The organism is Clostridioides sp. ZZV14-6345 (assembly GCF_020657775.1).
GTDB lineage: Bacteria > Bacillota > Clostridia > Peptostreptococcales > Peptostreptococcaceae > Clostridioides > Clostridioides difficile_D.
The window spans coordinates 40,999-59,965 of record NZ_JAGWCX010000011.1 but is presented as its reverse complement, the minus strand read 5'-3'; the positions used below and the strand labels follow the sequence as shown (position 1 = coordinate 59,965).

Sequence of the window (18,967 nt, the reverse complement as noted above, 5' to 3'; positions counted from 1 at the left end):
GAAAGGAAGAAATGTATGTTTAAATTAATTAAATATTTAAAGAAATCGGCATTATCAATAGCAATAATAGTTTGTCTATTGGTAGTTCAAGCGGTATGTGACCTTTCTTTACCAGAATACACATCCAATATAGTAAATGTAGGTATACAACAAGGTGGAGTAGAAAACTCTGTTCCATCTGTGATTAGAGAGGGAGAATTAGATAAAATTACTTTATTCATGGATAAAAATAGTAAGGATAAAGTACTAGATAATTATACTTTATTGAATAAGGAGGATTATACTAAGTATAAAGATAAGTATCCAGGACTAAAAGATGAATCTCTTTATGAGTTAAATACTAAAGATAAAGATACTATAGATGATTTAAACACTATTTTTGGGAAAGCTATTTTAATAGTATCAGGACTTGAAGGTGATAGTAAAGAAGTCAAAGTGATGAAAGCTCAACTAATGAGCCAACTTCCACCACAAGCTACTCAAGGTGGAGATATTGATGTATTTAAATTGTTATCAGCAATGCCAAAAGATAAGTTAGATACATTGACTAAAGAGATGAGCAAAGGCTTTGAAGGTATGCCAGAGAGCATGATAACACAAAGTTCAGTATCATATGTAAAGTCAGAGTATGAGAAAATAGGTATTGATACAGAAAAAACTCAAAATAATTATATATTATTTACTGGGGCTAAAATGCTTGGGATAGCTATGATTAGTATGGTAGCAACAATAACAGTAGGATTCTTAGCAGCAAGAGTAGCAGCAAGTGTAGGTAGAAATCTGAGAAGTGGAGTATTTAGAAAAGTTATGTCATTTTCAAATACTGAAATGAATGAATTTTCTACAGCTTCGTTAATTACTCGTAGTACGAATGATATTCAACAAATACAAATGTTGATGGTTATGTTGCTTAGAATAGTATTCTATGCACCTATAATGGCTATAGGTGGGGTAATAAAGGTCTTAAACACAAATACTTCAATGGCATGGATTATAGCAGTAGCAGTAGTTGCTATTTTATCATTAATTGTAGTGTTATTTTCAGTAGTTATGCCTAAGTTTAAACTAGTTCAAAAGCTTGTTGATAAGTTAAACTTAGTAAGTCGTGAAATAATTACTGGTATTCCAGTTATCAGAGCTTTTAGTACTGAGAAACATGAAGAAAAAAGATTTGATGAAGCAAATAAAAATCTAACTAAAACAAATCTTTTTGTAAATAGGGTCATGACATGTATGATGCCTGCTATGATGCTTATAATGAACCTTATCACAGTTCTTATAGTTTGGAGGGGTGCATATAGTGTTGATTCTGGAGTAATGCAAGTTGGAGATATGATGGCGTTTATACAATATACAATGCAAATAATAATGTCATTCTTGATGATATCAATGATATCTATCATGCTTCCAAGAGCGTCTGTTTCAGCTACACGTATAGATGAAGTATTAGTATCAGATATAAGTATTAAAGACCCAGAAAAATCAGAAGCACAAGAATTTAAAGAAGATAAAAAAGGTCTTGTTGAATTTAAAAATGTTTCATTCATGTACCCAGATGCAGAAGAACCTATATTAACAAATATATCTTTTACAGCAAAACCAGGAGAGACAACTGCTTTTATAGGAAGTACTGGTAGCGGTAAGTCAACTCTTATAAATTTAATTCCCCGTTTCTTTGATGTTACTGAGGGAGAAATATTATTTGATGGAGTTAATATAAAAAATGTTTCTCAACATGATTTAAGGGAAAAAATTGGATATGTACCTCAAAAAGGAGTATTATTCTCTGGTACTATAGAATCCAACTTAAAATATGGTAGAAAAGACGCAACAGAGGAAGAAATGAGAATAGCAGCTGATATAGCTCAAGCCATAGAATTTATTGATTCTAAACCAGAAGCTTTTAAAACTGAAATCTCTCAAGGTGGAACAAATGTGTCTGGAGGTCAAAAACAAAGACTTTCTATTGCAAGAGCAATAGCAAAAAATCCAGAAGTTTATATATTTGATGATAGTTTTTCAGCACTTGACTTAAAGACTGATGCAGCTCTTCGTAAGGCTTTAAAATCAAAAACCGCTGAAAGTACTGTACTAATAGTTGCACAAAGAATTAGTACTATCTTACATGCAGAACAAATAATTGTATTAAATGAAGGAGAAATAGTTGGAATAGGAACACATAAAGAGCTTCTAAAAAATTGCGAAGTTTATGAGCAAATAGCTTTATCACAACTTTCAAAGGAGGAGCTAGCTAATGAGTAGAATGGGAAGAGGTCCTATGGGAAAATCTATGGGAGTAGGACAAAAAGCAAATGACTTTAAAGGGACTATGCGAAAACTAATTGCATACTTATCTAAATTTAAAATATCAATAATTTTAGTAATTGTATTTGCTATTGGTAGTGCATCATTTTCTATAGTAGGTCCAAAAATTTTAGGTAAGGCAACTACAAAGATATTTGAAGGATTAGTGAGTAAGGTTTCTGGAGGAAATGTAGGTATAGATTTCAATGCAATTGGAAAAATCTTAGCATTTTTACTTTGCCTTTATTTGATAAGTGCATTATTCTCTTTTGTACAAGGATTTATAATGAGTGGAATTTCTCAAAAAGTATCCTATAATTTAAGAAAAGAGATTTCCGTAAAATTGGATAGATTGCCAATGAAATATTTTGATACTAAGACACATGGTGAAATATTATCAAGAATTACGAATGATATAGATACTCTAAGCCAAAGTTTAAATCAAAGTATGACACAGCTTATAACATCAGTAACAACTATGATAGGTGTTTTGATAATGATGTTATCTATAAGTGGGATTATGACATTGGTAGCAATTTTAATATTACCAATATCAATGTTTGTAATTTCAAGAATAGTAAAGAAATCACAAAAATACTTTAGATATCAACAAGAATATTTAGGAAATGTAAATGGTCAAGTTGAGGAAACTTATAGTGGTCAAACAATAGTAAAAGCATTTAATTGTGAAGATGAAGTAATTGAAGAATTTGATAAGTTAAATGATAGCTTGTATAATTCAGCATGGAAATCTCAATTTTTATCAGGTATAATGCAACCACTTATGATGTTTATTGGAAACTTAGGATATGTAATGGTATCAATTTTAGGAGGTTGGCTTGCAATTAAGAAAACTATTGAGGTTGGGGATATACAATCATTTATACAATATGTAAGAAACTTTACACAGCCAATGACTCAGATTGCACAGGTTGCCAACTTGCTACAATCAACAGCAGCAGCTTCTGAAAGAGTATTTGAGTTTTTAGAAGAGGAAGAGGAAGACCAAATTGTTGAAAATGCAGTTTCAATAGATGGCCTAGAAGGCAAAATTGATTTTGAAAATGTTAACTTTGGATATAATCCAAACAAGACTATAATAAATGATTTTTCAGTAAATGTTAAACCTGGTCAAAAAGTTGCTATTGTTGGACCTACAGGAGCGGGAAAAACTACAATAGTTAAACTTTTAATGAGGTTTTATGATGTTAATAGTGGTTCAATATTGATTGATGGTCATAATATTAAAGATTTCAATCGTAGCGAGCTTAGAGAAATGTTTGGTATGGTTCTTCAAGATACATGGTTATTTAGTAGTTCAATTATGGAAAATATAAGATATGGTAAGTTGAATGCTACAGATGAAGAAGTTATAGAGGCTGCTAAATCTGCACATGTTCATAGATTTATTAAGACATTACCAGATGGATATAAGATGAAATTAAATGAAGAAGCAAGTAATGTTTCTCAAGGTCAAAAACAATTATTGACTATAGCTCGTGCTATTTTAGCTGACCCTAAAATCTTGATATTAGATGAGGCTACAAGTTCTGTCGATACTAGAACAGAGGTACTGATTCAAAAAGCTATGGATAATCTTATGGAAGGTAGAACAAGTTTTGTAATAGCCCATAGATTATCAACTATACGTGATGCTGATATGATTCTAGTTATGAATGATGGAGATATAGTTGAACAAGGAAATCATGAGGAACTTCTAAAGAAAGGCGGATTCTATGCTAATCTTTACAATTCTCAATTTGAAGAAGATGAAGCAATGTAATAAAGAATTGTCTTAGTATATGAGTATTATTAAGAATTCTGAAGAAAAGAAAGTGTTTGAGAAGAATATGCTATTTGCCACACTAGAAACTTCTGTTAGAAATATAGTTCTTGCAAATAACAAAGAATTTTTATTGTATGATACTGTTGGGTTTGTAAGTAATCTACCACATGATTTAGTAAAAGCATTTAGATCAACATTAGAAGAAGCATGTGAAGCAGATATATTGTTACATGTTGTTGATATTTCAAATCCAAGCTATAAAAGTCATATTAAAGTAACAGAAGATACTCTAAAACAAATTGGTGCAAATGATATACCTATAATTCATATATATAATAAAATTGATTTAATTGATGAAGATTTATTAGATAATGTTGTAGGTGGTATAGATAAAGAAGGTCTCTTTATTTCGGTTAAAGAAAATATAAACATAGATAAAATGATAAAATGTATTTGTGATAGTATATTTAAAGATTATATAAGATGCAAGCTCTTAATTCCATATGACAAAGGTCATGTAGCTTCTTATTTTAATGAGAATACAAGTGTTATAAATACAGAATACAGAGAAGAAGGGACTCTTTTAGATGTGGAATGTAGCAATATAGAATATAATAAGTATAGAAAGTATGTTTTAGAGTAAGTTTTGAAAAGTTATTATAACTTGAAATATATTTAATGTATAATTTTATAATAACTTATAGAATGATTGTAAAATATGATTTTGTGAAACGGTATGGCATAAAGCTATGCCGTTTTGCTATTTATAATAAAAATAAATTTATTGACATAGTAGTAACTAATTACTATAATATATAGTAACTAGTTACTATTTGAAATTATTAAAAAATTAAAATCTAAGATAAAGAGAGGTATATAATAATGGATGTAGAAACTTTAATGAAAAAATTTATGGTAGATGATGATAGTAGAAAACAAGCTATATTTGCAAGTATATTTGTAATGCAAAATAAACTTCAAACTACATGTGATAAATTAGACCCAGAACTAACAATGAAACAATGGTTACTTTTAGCTATTGCAGAGTCTGTAGATGAAACTCTTACCTTAACTAAACTTGGAGAACTAATGGGGTGTTCAAGACAAAATGTAAAAAAATTGGCTATTGCTTTAGAAAAGAAAGGTTTTATACAAATTGAGCAAAATGAAAAAGATTCAAGAGCTACTTGTCTTCTAACAAAAGATAAAGTGGAAGAGTATTCTGAAAAAGTAAGAGGTATGCAGGAAAAAGTATTACAGCTTTTATTTAAAGATTTTACAGAGAAAGAAGTGGAACAATTATTTTTTGGAATTATGAAATTAAGTACAGGAATTGAAAATATAAAGAATTATGTAGAAAATAATGACCTTGGAGAGTAAGCAAGTGTCAAATCAACTTTGTATGGTATCAAAAAGGGGGCAATTTATATGAAAAATGTAGTAGTGATTTATAAGAGTAAATATGGTTCAACAAAGAAGTATGCTAAATGGCTTTCAGAATTATTGTCTTGTGATATTTTTGAAACTAAGAATATTAATATAGAAAAGGTTTTGAAGTATGATACGATTATTTTAGGAGGAGGTCTTTATGCTTGTAATATAGCAGGAATTTCTTTTTTTAAAAAAAATTATAAAGAATTACAGAAAAAAAATCTAGTAGTATTTGGTGTAGGAGCTACTCCATATAATGATGAAGTAATAAAGAGATTATAAAGAAGTAAACTTTAAGGGTGAATTAAATAATGTTCCTTGTTTTTATTGTCGTGGGGCATGGGATGAGACAAAAATGTCTTTGCTAGACTATACTCTTTGTAGCTTTTTTAAAAAATCTATAGCTAAAAAAGAACGTCAAGGTCTTAAACCAATAGAAGCACCTTTATTGTCTGGAGAAGCTTTTGATTGGTGTAATAAAGAAAATCTAGACCCAATACTCGATTATATAAGAGCACTTTAAGAGGTATATACTTACAATTATTTATTATCTAAAGTTAGACTCTATAGAAATTTATTAGACATTATTTATAAAATAATAATATTATTAAAGATGGATAATTTAATTGTTTCAATAAGGGTATAATTTTAAAAAGTGTTGATTTTAAAATAAATTATTTTATAAGCTTACTTATACTTAATAAGGGGGCTTTTTTTATTGGAAGATTTATGTTATATTGAGATGAATTTATTATGATATAAAAAACAATGTTAAGATAAATTTAAATCTTTTTCTAAAAATGTACTGGTATAATTCTTAAAGAAAGGATTTCTAACAATGGAGATAAAAGAGTTAGTTAAAATGCAAAGAAAATATTATAATACAGGTAAAACAAGAGATATATCGTTTCGTTTAGAGCAGTTAAAGAAACTTAAGTCAGTTGTATTACAAAATGAAGAAAAAATACTTTTAGCACTAAAGAAAGATTTAAATAAATCGGAATTTGAAGGTTTTATGACAGAGGTAGGTATGTTTTATAGTGAATTAGATTTTGCTATAAAGAATATAAAAAAATGGAGTAAGACAAGAAGAGTTAGATCAAGTATGGTTAATTTTCCATCTATATCTAAGATTATTCCACAACCCTATGGTGTTACGCTCATAATGTCACCTTGGAATTACCCCTTTCAATTAGCACTTATACCATTAGTTTGGTCATTGGCAGCAGGAAATTGCATCATAGTAAAGCCTTCTGAATACGCTGTATCAACATCCAATATTATTAATGACATAATTGAAAATAACTTTTCAAAAGAATATATTGCAGTTGTTCAAGGAAATCAGGAAGAAAGTGAAAAATTACTTTTAGAAAGATTTGATTATATATTTTTTACAGGAAGTACTAATGTTGGCACAATAGTTATGAAGTCGGCATCAAATTATTTGACTCCTATAACTTTAGAGCTTGGAGGAAAAAGTCCGTGTATTATTTTAAAAGATGCAGATATAGACCTTACTGCAAAAAGACTTACATGGGGAAAACTAATAAATGCAGGGCAAACCTGTGTGGCTCCAGATTATGTCTTAGTGCATGAAGATAGAAAAGAGGAATTAATAGAAAAAATAAAAAATTATATCAATAAGTATTTTGGAGATAATCCATGTAATAATGAGCAATTTCCTAAAATCATAAATGAAAGACATTTTAAGCGAATAGTATCTCTTATTGATACAGATAAAGTAGTATATGGTGGAGGTTATAATAGTAAAACATTAAAAATAGAACCAACTATAGTAGACAATGCTAATTGGGATGATAATATAATGAAAGAAGAGATATTTGGTCCTATATTTCCTATTTTAACTTACAAAGATTTGGATGAAGTCATACAAGAAATTATAAAAAGACCAAATCCATTAGCCGTTTATATTTTTACAAAAAATAAGTATCTAGAAGATAAAATTTTAGAAATGATTCCATCAGGGGGATGTTGCATAAATGATACAATTACGCATATAGCTACGAATTACTTGCCATTTGGTGGCGTTGGTGAAAGTGGTATGGGTTCATATCATGGAAAATCTGGATTTGATACATTTACACATTATAAGAGTGTGTTAAAAAAATTAAATTTGGATATTCCTATTAGATATGCGCCATATAATGATAAATTAATTAAGATTCTTAAAAAGATAATGTAGCTTATATTGTAGAAAAATGAACATAAATAAAATTAAAAGTTTGTATTTTGAATATACTTTATGCAATTAAAATTTTAATTTGGCATATTTGTTATAATAGTGGTGATTTTGTGATAAAATTTAATTATATAGAAATAAGGAGGAAAAAATGAAAATTAATTGGAATACAAAGTACACAACGATAGCAATTTATACATTTATAATAACTGCTTCTAGTATTATATTTTATCTAGTATCATCACAAATTGATGTGTTTTCTAATAATTTAGATGCTATATTTACAACTTTACAGCCTTTTATAATAGGATTTGCTATTGCATATCTTCTTAATTTTATTTTAAAGTTTTATGAAGATAGAGTTTTTATAAAAAGTGAGAAATTAAAAAACCTAAAACAAAAATCAAAAAGAGGATTGGGTCTTTTATTAACATATGCAACAGCCGCATTGATACTTTACTTATTTATGTATTTCGTATTGCCTCAAGTAATTGAGAGTATTGTTGGACTAGCAAATGATATACCTATGTATGTAAATAATGCAACTAAGCTTATTGATAAATTAATGATTGATTTAAATCTTGATGAACAATACTTTAGTTTGGCAGTAGACAAATGGAATGAGTTTGTTGCATACATCATAAAATTTGTAACAGATTTAATACCAATATTAGGAAATATATTAAAGAATGTAGCTTCTAGTATATGGAACATTGTGTTAGGACTAATTGTTTCAGTATACTTACTAATTGATAAGGAAAAATTTTATGGATTAAGTAAAAAAATAACTTATGCCCTATTTACAGAAACACAAGCTTCTAGAATTTTAGAGTTAACTCACAGAAGTAACTATACATTTGGAAGATTTCTAGGCGGTAAGATATTAGATTCATTCATTATAGGTATTTTAACATTTGTGATACTTACAGTAGTTAAAATGCCATATGCATTATTAATATCAGTTATAATTGGTATTACGAATATTATCCCTTTCTTTGGGCCTTTATTTGGAGCAATACCATCTACAATAATAGTATTGTTTGTTTCTCCTATAAAAGCATTATGGTTATTGTTGATTATATTAATAATACAACAAATAGATGGAAATATTATAGGACCTAAAATACTTGGAGATTCAATTGGTATATCTGCATTTTGGATTTTATTCTCATTATTGGTTGCAGGAAAGCTATTAGGTTTTATTGGAATGGTTATAGGAGTTCCTATGTTTGCTGTGATTTATTCTATAATTAAAGATATTGTTGAAGAGAAATTGGATAAGAAGGGATTACCAACAGATACTTCCGATTATATGTAGCCAAAAACAGATGTTATTTGTAGTTAAAAATATATAAGTTAAGAAATATTTAAAGCACTGAGAAAGCTAAACTCTTGGTGCTTTTTAGATATAAAATCATTATAGAAGAGGTGTTTTTTGTGGCATTTATAGAATGTAAATTTAAATCTAAATATACAGGAGGAGAAACTGATGTAATTGTAGTTTTACCTGTAGCAAATGGAAAAGAACTTTTTATTGGTAAAGAGCTATATTTCCTCTATCAGATAAGAGAGAAGATAACTTTGTAGCTGGAATGTCTATGTGAGGGCATGGTGCTTTAAAGTTAGCACTTTCAAAACCAAAAGAATTTTCAGCAGTTGCAAGTTTTTCTGGTTCACCTGATATGATTCATGAGTTAGAAAATCAACAAATAGAAACTAACGCAGATATCCTATTTCATGATTTTGGAAGAACAGAAGGTGCTAGAAATAGTGAGAATAATTTGCTCTACATACTTAAGAATCTTAAAGAAAGAAATGAAGATATTCCTAAAATTTATCAATTCTGTGGTGATAGAGATTTTTTATATAAAAATAATCAGACATTTAAGAAGTATGCAGAGTCTTTAAATATAGATATTACATATGAAGAGTGTGTTGGAGGTCATGAATGGCGTCTTTGGAATTTATGGATAAAAAAATTTATAGATATGATTGTGTAGAATACTTGCACTATTAAGAAAAAATACTCTAAAATATCTTTAGATATAGTAAAGACTGAAAACCTAAAATCCAATTGCGATTTTAAAATTTCAGTCTCTAAGAATCCGATAAAATTCTATTAAGTTCTTATGCGAGTTATTATTGGAGTGAAGTTATCAACTATATCTATATAGTATTTACTCAGCTCTTCTAAAATATCTTCGCATAAATCAGTGCTATGACCAAGGTTAATGAGAAATTGTTTTGTAAAATACTTTATTACAGCTTGAGAAGATATATCGTACTTGTGCGAAATATAAACCCTAATTATCTCAGGTTTCATAGCAAGTATACCAATACAAGAAAGTATTAACTCATCATGTTCTATAGATTCTTTATCATTAACATATCTTTTCATAACCATTTCAGTTACATTTCGTTGATAGCTTAAAATAGCTTCTTCATAAGCTATATCCAAATAAAAATTCCGATATGCTTCATTTTTTAGAAGAAAACAAAGGTCAGCATTCATAGCAAGAAAGAACATCATCATAGTACCTTCTTCATGATAGTTATAGATTAAAGAATGCATTTCATCTCTTATATCTTCATATATTATAGCTCCTATTTCGCTTTTACTTGAGAAGTAATAACTTATTAGACCTAAATTTGTATTAGCTCTTTCTGCAATTTGCCTAGTTGTCGTTTTATGATAACCTTGTTCAAAAAATAATTCTCTAGCAGCACTTATAATACTAGCTTTTGTTTCTTTGCCTTTTTCTGATTTTGACATATTTACTGTGTATACCTCTCTTTTCAATCTTTTTTTGAAAATTTACTAACTATAAATATTGTAATAGAACCATCTATTATAGGAATTAAAATTCTGTCAAAGACAGTAAGAATGCCAACCATATTTAATAATGCCAATATCATACTAACTATAACAGCATAGATAGCACCTTTCCAGGAAAGTCCGATTACAAATGGTGCAAATATTACTCCTGTACATAATGGTGCTGGCCAAAATAATAATTCTAATAAACTGTCAAACTTAAGTCACAAATCTGATGTTGGAGGAGTTAAAATAGGGATTAAGAATAGAGATGAGGCAGTAGATGCATATAATGAGATTTTAGCCAATGTAAAAAAAGAAAAACCAGATGCTAAGATTGATGGTATACTAGTTCAAGAAATGGTAGAAAGTGGAATAGAAATTATTATTGGTATAACTAATGATGACCAATTTGGCCCAATGTTACTAGTTGGTTTAGGAGGCGTATTTGTAGAAGTATTTAAAGATACTACTTTATATCCACTACCTATAAATCACGATGAAGCTATCATGATGCTTAAAAAATTAAAATCATTTAAGCTTTTAAATGGATATAGAGGAAGTGAACCTTGCGATATTGATGCTCTTGCAGATATGATGGTTAAGTTAGGAAAATATGCTTATGAAAATAAGGATGAGGTTAAGGAAATAGATTTAAATCCAATGTTTGTATATCCTAAAGGAAAAGGTGTATGTGCAGTAGACGCCTTAATAGTTAAATATAAATAGTTTATAAGTTTTGGTATTCAACCATGATTAAAGCACCGGCTGAAAATCACATTTTATAAATTAAATAGTATGATTTTCAGTCACCCCAAATTTAAAGTTAAAATATTTTAAAGTATAGTTTTAAGTCTAATTGTGAAATAGTACTGTATAAACAATAAAATACTACATATAAAACGAATAATAAAAGGTGTTTTAATGGGCAGAATCAATCTTGATTTTCATTAAAACACCTTATTTATTATATTAAAAATTTTTAAACATTATATTGTCACAGGTGGATTTGTTGGAGCTGCGTATGTACGATTAGCAAATTCTTGGTCAACAAAGAATAGACCACCCTCTCCAGCAAGTTTAACACGTTTTATATTGTCTTCACAATTTGTTTCTTCTTCTGCTTGTTCAGATATAAACCAAAGTAAGAATTGAGAAGTTCTAAAGTCTGACTCAGAGTTTGCTACAGCTGCTAAATTGTTTATTAAAGCTGTAACCTTTTTTTCATGAGCCAATGTACGCTCAAGAATATCCATTGCAGAAGTAAAGTCTGAATCTGGCATTGGGATAGCATCAAGCTGAACCTTTCCTCCTACATTATGTAAGTATTTGTAAAAAAACATAGCATGGTCTGTCTCTTCTTTATATTGAACATAAAACCAATTAGAAAATCCTTTAAGTCCTTCTGCTTCAAGGTAAGAAGACATAGAAAGGTAAAGATACGCAGAATATAATTCATGGTTAATCTGCTCGTTAAGTAATTTTTCCATTTTAGCTGAAATCATTTTTATACCTCCAAATTTTAAATGCTCTTATAAAATATAATAATATTAAATGGAAAAATATTCAATAAAAGTGTTTAAATATTTTACATATTTAATAAAAATTTATACTACCATTAAAAAAATTATAACTGACAATGGCTATAGAGCCGATTAGTGGTGCATTTGCTCCAAAATTTGAATGTCTTACACTTATTTTTTTATATTTAGAAAAACTTGCTGAAGCAGTCAATTTTTTTAATAATGTATTTTCTATAAATGTACCAGGGATATTAAAGTCATAGCCTATTATTATAGAACTACAATCAATCAATGTAAGTGTATTAATCAATGCATATGATACATATGTACAAAATTCATCAAGCAAAAACATAGAAAGAGCATCTTTATTATTTGCCTCATCTATTAACTTGACTAAAGAAAAGTCTTTACAGTTAATTAATGGAGAGTTGGGATAAATATGGCTCAATGATTCAATTCTTTTAATTAGATTACTGACACTTGTGTAATAATCTAGACATCCATTATTACCACAACTACATAATGGTCCACTAAAATTAATTGATGTATGTCCTATTTCCCCGCTCTGTCCTAGATTACCAGTATGAAGTTTATTTTCTAGAACTAGACCAGCTCCAATACCATTCATTATGTGTAGGTATATATAATTTGATATATTCTTACCTAAACCATACATTTTTTCTGCTAATGCACCCGAATTAGCATCATTTATCAAAAATATTGGAAAATCAGACATTTCTTTTATAAAATCTACTATATTTAGGTTTGATACATTTCCAAAGTCTGGAGGATTTAGTATGGTACCATTTATATTATCTACTGGACCTATTGAAGAAATACCAATTCCAATTATATCTCTATTATTGATTTTCATTATTTTAGTAAACATTCTCTTTATTATATCTTTTAAGACATCATTTGATAGATATTTAGGGTAAGTTTCAGAAAGTTGTTTTACAATATTACCTTTCAAATCTGAAATAATTACCTTACATATATTTCTTCTTATTAGAATTCCACAGATACAAGGTGATATATTAGAAATATCCAATAAAATAGGTTTACGACCTGATGAATGTGCATTTAAAGTTGATGACTCTATTTCTCTAATCATGTTTTCATTAATAAGTTCAGTAACTAGATTTGATAAAGTCATTTTAGTAAGACCTGTAGACTTAGCTAAATCAACTCTGGACATAGGTGTATTTGTAGAAAGTAATTTCAATATTATTAACTTATTTTTAATTTTTACATCTTTTATATTAGAACCTTGTTTGTTACTCATCGTAAATCTCCTTAAATAAAGTTAAGTGTTTTATTTATTTTCAAGCATACTATCACTTTATAATAGAGTAACATTTTTTTACTTGAAAATATCATTAATTAGAATATATCATATTATATATCATAAAACACATAAAAAATATGTTAGAATTAAATTAAAGGTAGAAAAGTAGATTGACATATAAATAAATAGTAAATACTTAATCAAAAAATTGAAACATAATAAACTTGATGCAGGGTGCATCCTTAATGATATTGATAAAAGATTTATTAATAAATAGATTATGTAAAGCTGTAATCTATTTGTTGTATACAATAAAATTTCATTTTGTAAAGCAGTACAATAAATATAGAATATAAATATTGATTTTTATTACAAATTGTTACCATATATATATAAAATAGAAGTAAAATATGGGAAATTGTAACTAAAATGTAAATTTTTCCTTTAATCTATACAATATTATGGAAACTTTTTGTAATTTATGATATAATAACAAATATATAATTATTAAATTATAATAAATGACTATAGCGTAGATGTACTACTATGCTATAGTCATTTTTGAATTAAACTTGATATATCAAGGGGGAAGAATATGAGAACAATTAGAAGAGTTTTAACATTAGGTCTAACATTAGCTATATTTCTAATAAATGTGCCTAATGTAAATGCATTAACATCAGATACGATTAAAGGTAACAATATATATGAGACTGCTGGATTAATAGCAGATAAAAAGAGTTATGATACAGCAATCATGGTAAATATGGATAATTCTATAGCAGATGGTCTTTCAGCGAGTGGTCTTGCTGGTGCTGTTGATGCTCCAATTTTACTTGCACAAAAAAATAAAATACCAAATGAAACAAGACAAAGATTAAAAAATGTTAAAAAAATATACATAATAGGTAAAGAATTATCAATAAGTAAGTCAGTTGAAACTGAACTGAAAAAAACAGGAGCACAAGTAACTAGACTGGGCGGAGATGACAGAATAAAGACTAGTTATAGTGTTGCTAAAGAGGTAAGTGGTATTAAAAAAGTTGATGAAATGATACTAACTAATGCATATAAAGGAGAAGCAGATACTATAAGTGCTGCACCTGTGTCAGTAAGAGACGTAGCGCCTATCGTACTTACCGATGGAAAGAGTGTGCCTTTTTCAACAAGTAATGTAAAAACATATGCAGTAGGTGGAAGTATATCTATGAGTACTAGCCTAGTTAACAAAACTAATGCTAAAAGACTTGGTGGTTCAGATAGATATGACACAAATAAGAAAGTTATAAAAGAATTTTATCCAGATGCATCAGAATTTTATTTAAGTGATGGATATGATTTAGTAAATGCACTTACAGGTTCTACAATTGCTAAGGAAAATCCAATTGTATTGGTGTCTGAAAGTAGTGATAAGTCTATATTAGCAGGAGCAGATAAGATTACTAGATTAGGTTCAATAAGTGATAGTGTGTATAATAAGTGTGTTTCTTCTGCACAAAATAATGGTGATTCATCTACAAAAGGTGACTCACCTATGAAAAATGAGACAAGCATATTAGGTCAGCCAACAGCTAGCTTAGAAGCTTGCTTAAAATGGGCTAAATCTAAAAGAGCTAATGATTTATTTATAGAGTTAATACCAATATTATATGATACTGCTGTTCAGGAAGGTGTGAATCCTGTCTTAGCAGTAGCTCAATCTGCAAAAGAAACTGGTTTTTGTAATTTTGGTGGAGTATTAGATGCATCATTTAAAAATCCTTGTGGACTTAAGACTTCTGTAGGTGGTTCTGATACTGATAAGAACTCACATTCAAGATTTGATACTTGGGAAGAAGGAATACTAGCTCAAATTCAACATTTATGCTTATATGCAGGACAAGATGGTTATCCACTTTCAAATCCAGTAGACCCTAGACATGAAAAATCTTTATTTGGGAAAGCCAAAACAGTTGAAAGTCTATCTAATAATTGGGCTGGAGGTCAATATGGACAAGATTTAGTTAGAATGATGAGAGAAATTGAGTTAACAAAGTAATTGAAGTATTAATTTAAGGATATGCTTACTTAAGCTTATCAAATAGTCAAGAAATAAGGGATGATTATTATGAAAAAGAGTAGCATTTTTAGTATCATATTTCCTACAATCATAATGGTATTAATATTTTTAACTTTTGCTACAGATATATTTAATATTCCAGATATTCAATCTATGGGAATTTTTGTAATAGGGCTGGTTTTGATTTTTCCAATTTCTTTTTTTATACAAGGGATAGTTTGTGCATTAAATAAAATTAGTTGGATTTTATCACTTATTGTGTCTTTATCAACTTATATAGTATTAATGTATATATTTTTAAACGATTCAGCATATATATATGTTTTACTGTATGCAGCTTTTTATATGATTGGACATATAACAGCTAAGCTCTATTACAAAATTAAGACTTTTAAAAGTTAAATTGAAGGCTATATAAATGGAATAAATGGGAGGTATCTTTAATGATTTTCTAAAATCAAACATAGATACTTCTTTTTTGTGTAAAAAGATAAATATGTAAATAAAATTTAACCATTATAATTTTCTTTTAACAATTGCATACAATAAACTTGTTGTATAATTAAGATAGATAAAATAAAGGGAGGGATAATATGAATTTAATAGATAATCATATTCATACTAATTTTTCAAGTGATGGAAAGGATTCAATGGAAGATACAATAAAAAAGGCTATAAGTATTGGTGTTAGATATTTAACTTTTACAGACCATTTAGAACATGATGAAGATAGAGGTTTTTGTATAAATTATAATGACTATGTTCCAGTATTTAATAAGTTTAAAGAAAAATATAAAAAGGACATAGAGTTATTACTAGGTGTTGAAGTTGGTTATAGAAAACATCTAAAAAATAAAATAGAAGAAATAATAAATTCTAATCCTTTTGATTTTATATTGTGTTCAACTCATACAATTGATAATATACCTGTTCCATCAAATGAGTACTTTAAAGGGCTGAGCAAAGAAGGTGCATATTATAAATATTTTAATAGCATACTTGAAACTAATCGTGAATTTGGAGATTACAATATATATGGGCATTTGGATTATATATCTAGGTATGGAATATATTCAGATAATAGAGTTATATACAATGACTTTAAAGATGTTATTGATGAGGTTTTGAAGTCAATAATCAATAATGGGAGTGGTATAGAGCTAAATACTTCTGGTTATAGATATGGACTAAATGCTATACATCCTAATGAAGATATATTAAAAAGATATAAAGAACTTGGAGGATTCATAGTTACTGTAGGTTCTGATTCTCATAGAGTAGAAGATATATGTAAAGATTTTGATGTGGCTTATGATATGCTTAAGTATCTTGATTTTAAATATGTATCTTTATTTAAAGAAAGAGAAACTGATTTTATTGACATAGAAAAAGTTAAATCTAACAATATAGCTTAGAGCGTGTTTTGAAGTGAATTAATGTATAGTCAAAAAGTTAATAGTTATAATATTGTATCCTCTAGAAAAATACTAGAGGTTTTTATTTTACAAAAATAACTAAAGGAAATTAAGTTTAAATGAGATTGTTTATTTTAAATTGAATAGTTATTGTTAATATATTTTACTATTATATATTTTTATTGTGATATAATAGTAAAATATATTAACCTATCTTTAAATTATATAAATTATTATAAAGGAGGGAAAATTTAAATTGTCTAATAAAAATAAAGAGAATATAACTTTAAGTAATCAAATCAAAGGAACAACTCAAAGTAGTTTAACGAAAGAAGCTATATTACATATACCAATGAGTAACTATGCCTATGGTTACGATAGAGAAACATTACATATAAGACTTAGAACTAAAAAAAATGAAGTAAAAAGAGTAATTTTGAGAATAGGAGACCAATATGTATGGGATAAGGGTGGTGCAGGAGGAGGAAATTTGAATGCATCTGGAGTTGGTTGGTCTGGTGGAACAAATATAATAATGAGCAAAGAAGTAGAAACTGATTTATTTGATTATTGGATAGCTAAGTGCAAACCTTTAAATAAACGTTCAAGATATAGTTTTATAATAGAAGGTCAAGAAGAAAAGATTTTATTTACAGAAAAAAGAATAGTAGAATTAGGAAATGAAAATGATGAAAAAGAACTATGTGAAATAAGTAATTTCTTTGGATATCCATATTTAAACTATATAGATATACCTAAAGTACCAAATTGGGTGAAGGAGACTATTTGGTATCAGATATTTCCAGATAGATTTGCAAATGGTGACCCATCTATAAACCCAACAGGAGTGGAAGAATGGGGGGCTATTCCAACAGGAGACAATTTTACAGGTGGAGATTTACAAGGTGTGTTAGAACACTTAGATTATTTGAGTGATTTAGGAATAAATGGAATTTACTTTTGTCCTATTACAGTTGGAAAAACAAATCATAGATATGATACTATAGATTATATGGAGATAGACCCTACATTGGGAGATAAAGATACTCTAAAAAAACTAATAAAAGAAGCACATAAGAGAAATATAAAAATAATGTTGGATGCTGTTTTTAATCATATAGGATATTATTCTAAACAGTGGCAAGATGTAGTTCAAAATAAGGAAAATTCTCGATACAAAGAGTGGTTTTATATAAAAGATATGAGTAAAATTGATACTCCAATAGAACAAATAGATGAAAAAAACATACCTTATGAAACCTTTGGATGTGAAAAATATATGCCTAAACTTAACACAGAAAATTCAGAAGTAATAGAATATTTACTGAGTGTAGGCAAGTATTGGATACAGGAATTCGATATAGATGCATGGAGATTGGATGTTTCAAATGAAGTGGACCATGTATTTTGGAGAAAGTTTAGAGAAGAGGTTAAAAAAATAAAACCAGACATATATATATTGGGAGAAATTTGGCATGGTAGCTTACCATGGTTGATGGGAGACCAATTTGATTCAGTTATGAATTATTTAATGTATGAAGCTATGAAAAAATTCTTTTGCACAAATGAGATAAACGCTGAAGAATTTAAGTATATGATAAATGATATAATGGTAAGCTATCCAATACAAGTTAGTGAAGTTATTTTTAATTTGCTTGGAAGTCATGATACTACAAGAATATTGAACTACGCTAATGGTAATGTTGATAAATTTAAACTTGCATACTTATTTATGTTTATACAATCAGGGAGTCCTTGTATATATTATGGTGACGAAATTGGGATGGAAGGAGAACTAAGTTCAATATCTGAAGGACAAAGAAAATGTATGGAATGGAATGAAGAAAAATGGAATAAGGATATATTTAATTTTATGAAGAAGATTATTAGACTTCGTAAAGAAAATAGAGAACTTAGGTCTGTGTCTAATGAATGGATGCTAGTAGATAAAGAAAATGGAACAATTATGTTAAAAAAAGAATCCATTTATATAATAATAAATAACTCATCTAAAGATATAACTTTAACATTACCAGATTATTTAGCAAATAAAAAAGTAAAAGATTTATATGAAGAAGAAATAGTTGATTTAAAAGAAGAAATAATGTTAAAGAAATACAAGTTTATTATTTTAAAATAATACAAA

16 protein-coding genes and 2 pseudogenes are annotated in these 18,967 nt (G+C 28.0%); 15 read left to right on the top strand and 3 right to left on the bottom strand.

Annotated elements, in window-relative coordinates; genetic code table 11:
* Window positions 1–15 precede the first annotated feature (15 nt).
* From KGF39_RS04565 to KGF39_RS04520, 10 genes and pseudogenes are all read left to right on the top strand, one after another.
* Window positions 16–2,262 carry an ABC transporter ATP-binding protein gene (locus KGF39_RS04565; RefSeq protein ID WP_227821380.1) on the top strand — a complete coding sequence of 749 codons (2,247 nt, stop codon included), beginning with the start codon at window positions 16–18 and terminating at the stop codon, window positions 2,260–2,262.
* Window positions 2,255–4,087 (top strand): ABC transporter ATP-binding protein, encoded by a 1,833-nt coding sequence (locus tag KGF39_RS04560; protein ID WP_227821379.1) that lies wholly within the window; start codon window positions 2,255–2,257, stop codon window positions 4,085–4,087. Before KGF39_RS04565 ends, KGF39_RS04560 begins: the two co-directional genes overlap by 8 nt.
* A 19-nt stretch (window positions 4,088–4,106) precedes the next feature.
* Window positions 4,107–4,733 (top strand): annotated as a pseudogene (locus KGF39_RS04555) (HflX GTPase family protein); the annotation flags it as partial.
* A gap of 239 nt (window positions 4,734–4,972) precedes the next feature.
* Entirely contained in the window at window positions 4,973–5,470 is a 498-nt protein-coding gene (locus KGF39_RS04550) for a MarR family winged helix-turn-helix transcriptional regulator (protein WP_054274170.1), read from the top strand.
* A gap of 48 nt (window positions 5,471–5,518) precedes the next feature.
* Window positions 5,519–5,803: a flavodoxin domain-containing protein gene (locus KGF39_RS20175; protein WP_227821377.1), complete on the top strand. Its 285-nt coding sequence runs from the start codon at window positions 5,519–5,521 to the stop codon at window positions 5,801–5,803.
* Between the two features lie 73 nt (window positions 5,804–5,876).
* Entirely contained in the window at window positions 5,877–6,044 is a 168-nt protein-coding gene (locus KGF39_RS20170) for a hypothetical protein (protein WP_227821376.1), read from the top strand.
* 315 nt (window positions 6,045–6,359) lie between these two features.
* Window positions 6,360–7,724 (top strand): aldehyde dehydrogenase, encoded by a 1,365-nt coding sequence (locus KGF39_RS04535; RefSeq protein WP_227821375.1) that lies wholly within the window; start codon window positions 6,360–6,362, stop codon window positions 7,722–7,724.
* Window positions 7,725–7,872: 148 nt separating this feature from the next.
* Window positions 7,873–9,039: an AI-2E family transporter gene (locus KGF39_RS04530; RefSeq protein ID WP_227821374.1), complete on the top strand. Its 1,167-nt coding sequence runs from the start codon at window positions 7,873–7,875 to the stop codon at window positions 9,037–9,039.
* A gap of 119 nt (window positions 9,040–9,158) precedes the next feature.
* Window positions 9,159–9,308, top strand: a complete 150-nt coding sequence (locus KGF39_RS04525) for a hypothetical protein (protein WP_227821373.1) — start codon at window positions 9,159–9,161, stop codon at window positions 9,306–9,308.
* A 77-nt stretch (window positions 9,309–9,385) separates the two neighbouring features.
* A pseudogene (locus KGF39_RS04520) lies at window positions 9,386–9,721 on the top strand (esterase family protein); the annotation flags it as partial.
* Window positions 9,722–9,840: 119 nt separating this feature from the next.
* On the opposite strand, the gene KGF39_RS04515 reads toward KGF39_RS04520, so the two are convergent.
* Complete coding sequence (locus KGF39_RS04515) at window positions 9,841–10,494, bottom strand: TetR/AcrR family transcriptional regulator (protein ID WP_227821372.1); 654 nt, start codon at window positions 10,492–10,494, stop codon at window positions 9,841–9,843.
* 162 nt (window positions 10,495–10,656) lie between these two features.
* Between KGF39_RS04515 and KGF39_RS04510 the strand changes: the two genes are divergently transcribed.
* The gene (locus tag KGF39_RS04510) at window positions 10,657–11,265 is read left to right on the top strand and encodes an acetate--CoA ligase family protein (protein WP_308463830.1); all 609 of its coding nucleotides are present in this window, start codon (window positions 10,657–10,659) and stop codon (window positions 11,263–11,265) included.
* 260 nt (window positions 11,266–11,525) lie between these two features.
* Here the strand turns inward: KGF39_RS04510 and KGF39_RS04505 are convergent, their stop codons facing one another.
* Window positions 11,526–12,041 (bottom strand): ferritin, encoded by a 516-nt coding sequence (locus KGF39_RS04505; RefSeq protein ID WP_003433890.1) that lies wholly within the window; start codon window positions 12,039–12,041, stop codon window positions 11,526–11,528.
* A 91-nt stretch (window positions 12,042–12,132) separates the two neighbouring features.
* Entirely contained in the window at window positions 12,133–13,344 is a 1,212-nt protein-coding gene (locus tag KGF39_RS04500) for an ROK family transcriptional regulator (protein ID WP_227821371.1), read from the bottom strand.
* 598 nt (window positions 13,345–13,942) lie between these two features.
* Here KGF39_RS04500 and KGF39_RS04495 point away from each other — a divergent pair.
* The 4 genes from KGF39_RS04495 (at window position 13,943) to KGF39_RS04480 (ending at window position 18,961) form a co-directional block, all read left to right on the top strand.
* Window positions 13,943–15,385 (top strand): cell wall-binding repeat-containing protein, encoded by a 1,443-nt coding sequence (locus KGF39_RS04495; RefSeq protein WP_227821370.1) that lies wholly within the window; start codon window positions 13,943–13,945, stop codon window positions 15,383–15,385.
* Between the two features lie 69 nt (window positions 15,386–15,454).
* Entirely contained in the window at window positions 15,455–15,808 is a 354-nt protein-coding gene (locus KGF39_RS04490) for a hypothetical protein (protein ID WP_227821369.1), read from the top strand.
* Between the two features lie 191 nt (window positions 15,809–15,999).
* Complete coding sequence (locus tag KGF39_RS04485) at window positions 16,000–16,821, top strand: histidinol-phosphatase HisJ family protein (RefSeq protein ID WP_227821368.1); 822 nt, start codon at window positions 16,000–16,002, stop codon at window positions 16,819–16,821.
* 256 nt (window positions 16,822–17,077) lie between these two features.
* Entirely contained in the window at window positions 17,078–18,961 is a 1,884-nt protein-coding gene (locus tag KGF39_RS04480; RefSeq protein ID WP_227821367.1) for a glycoside hydrolase family 13 protein, read from the top strand.
* Window positions 18,962–18,967: the final 6 nt, after the last annotated feature.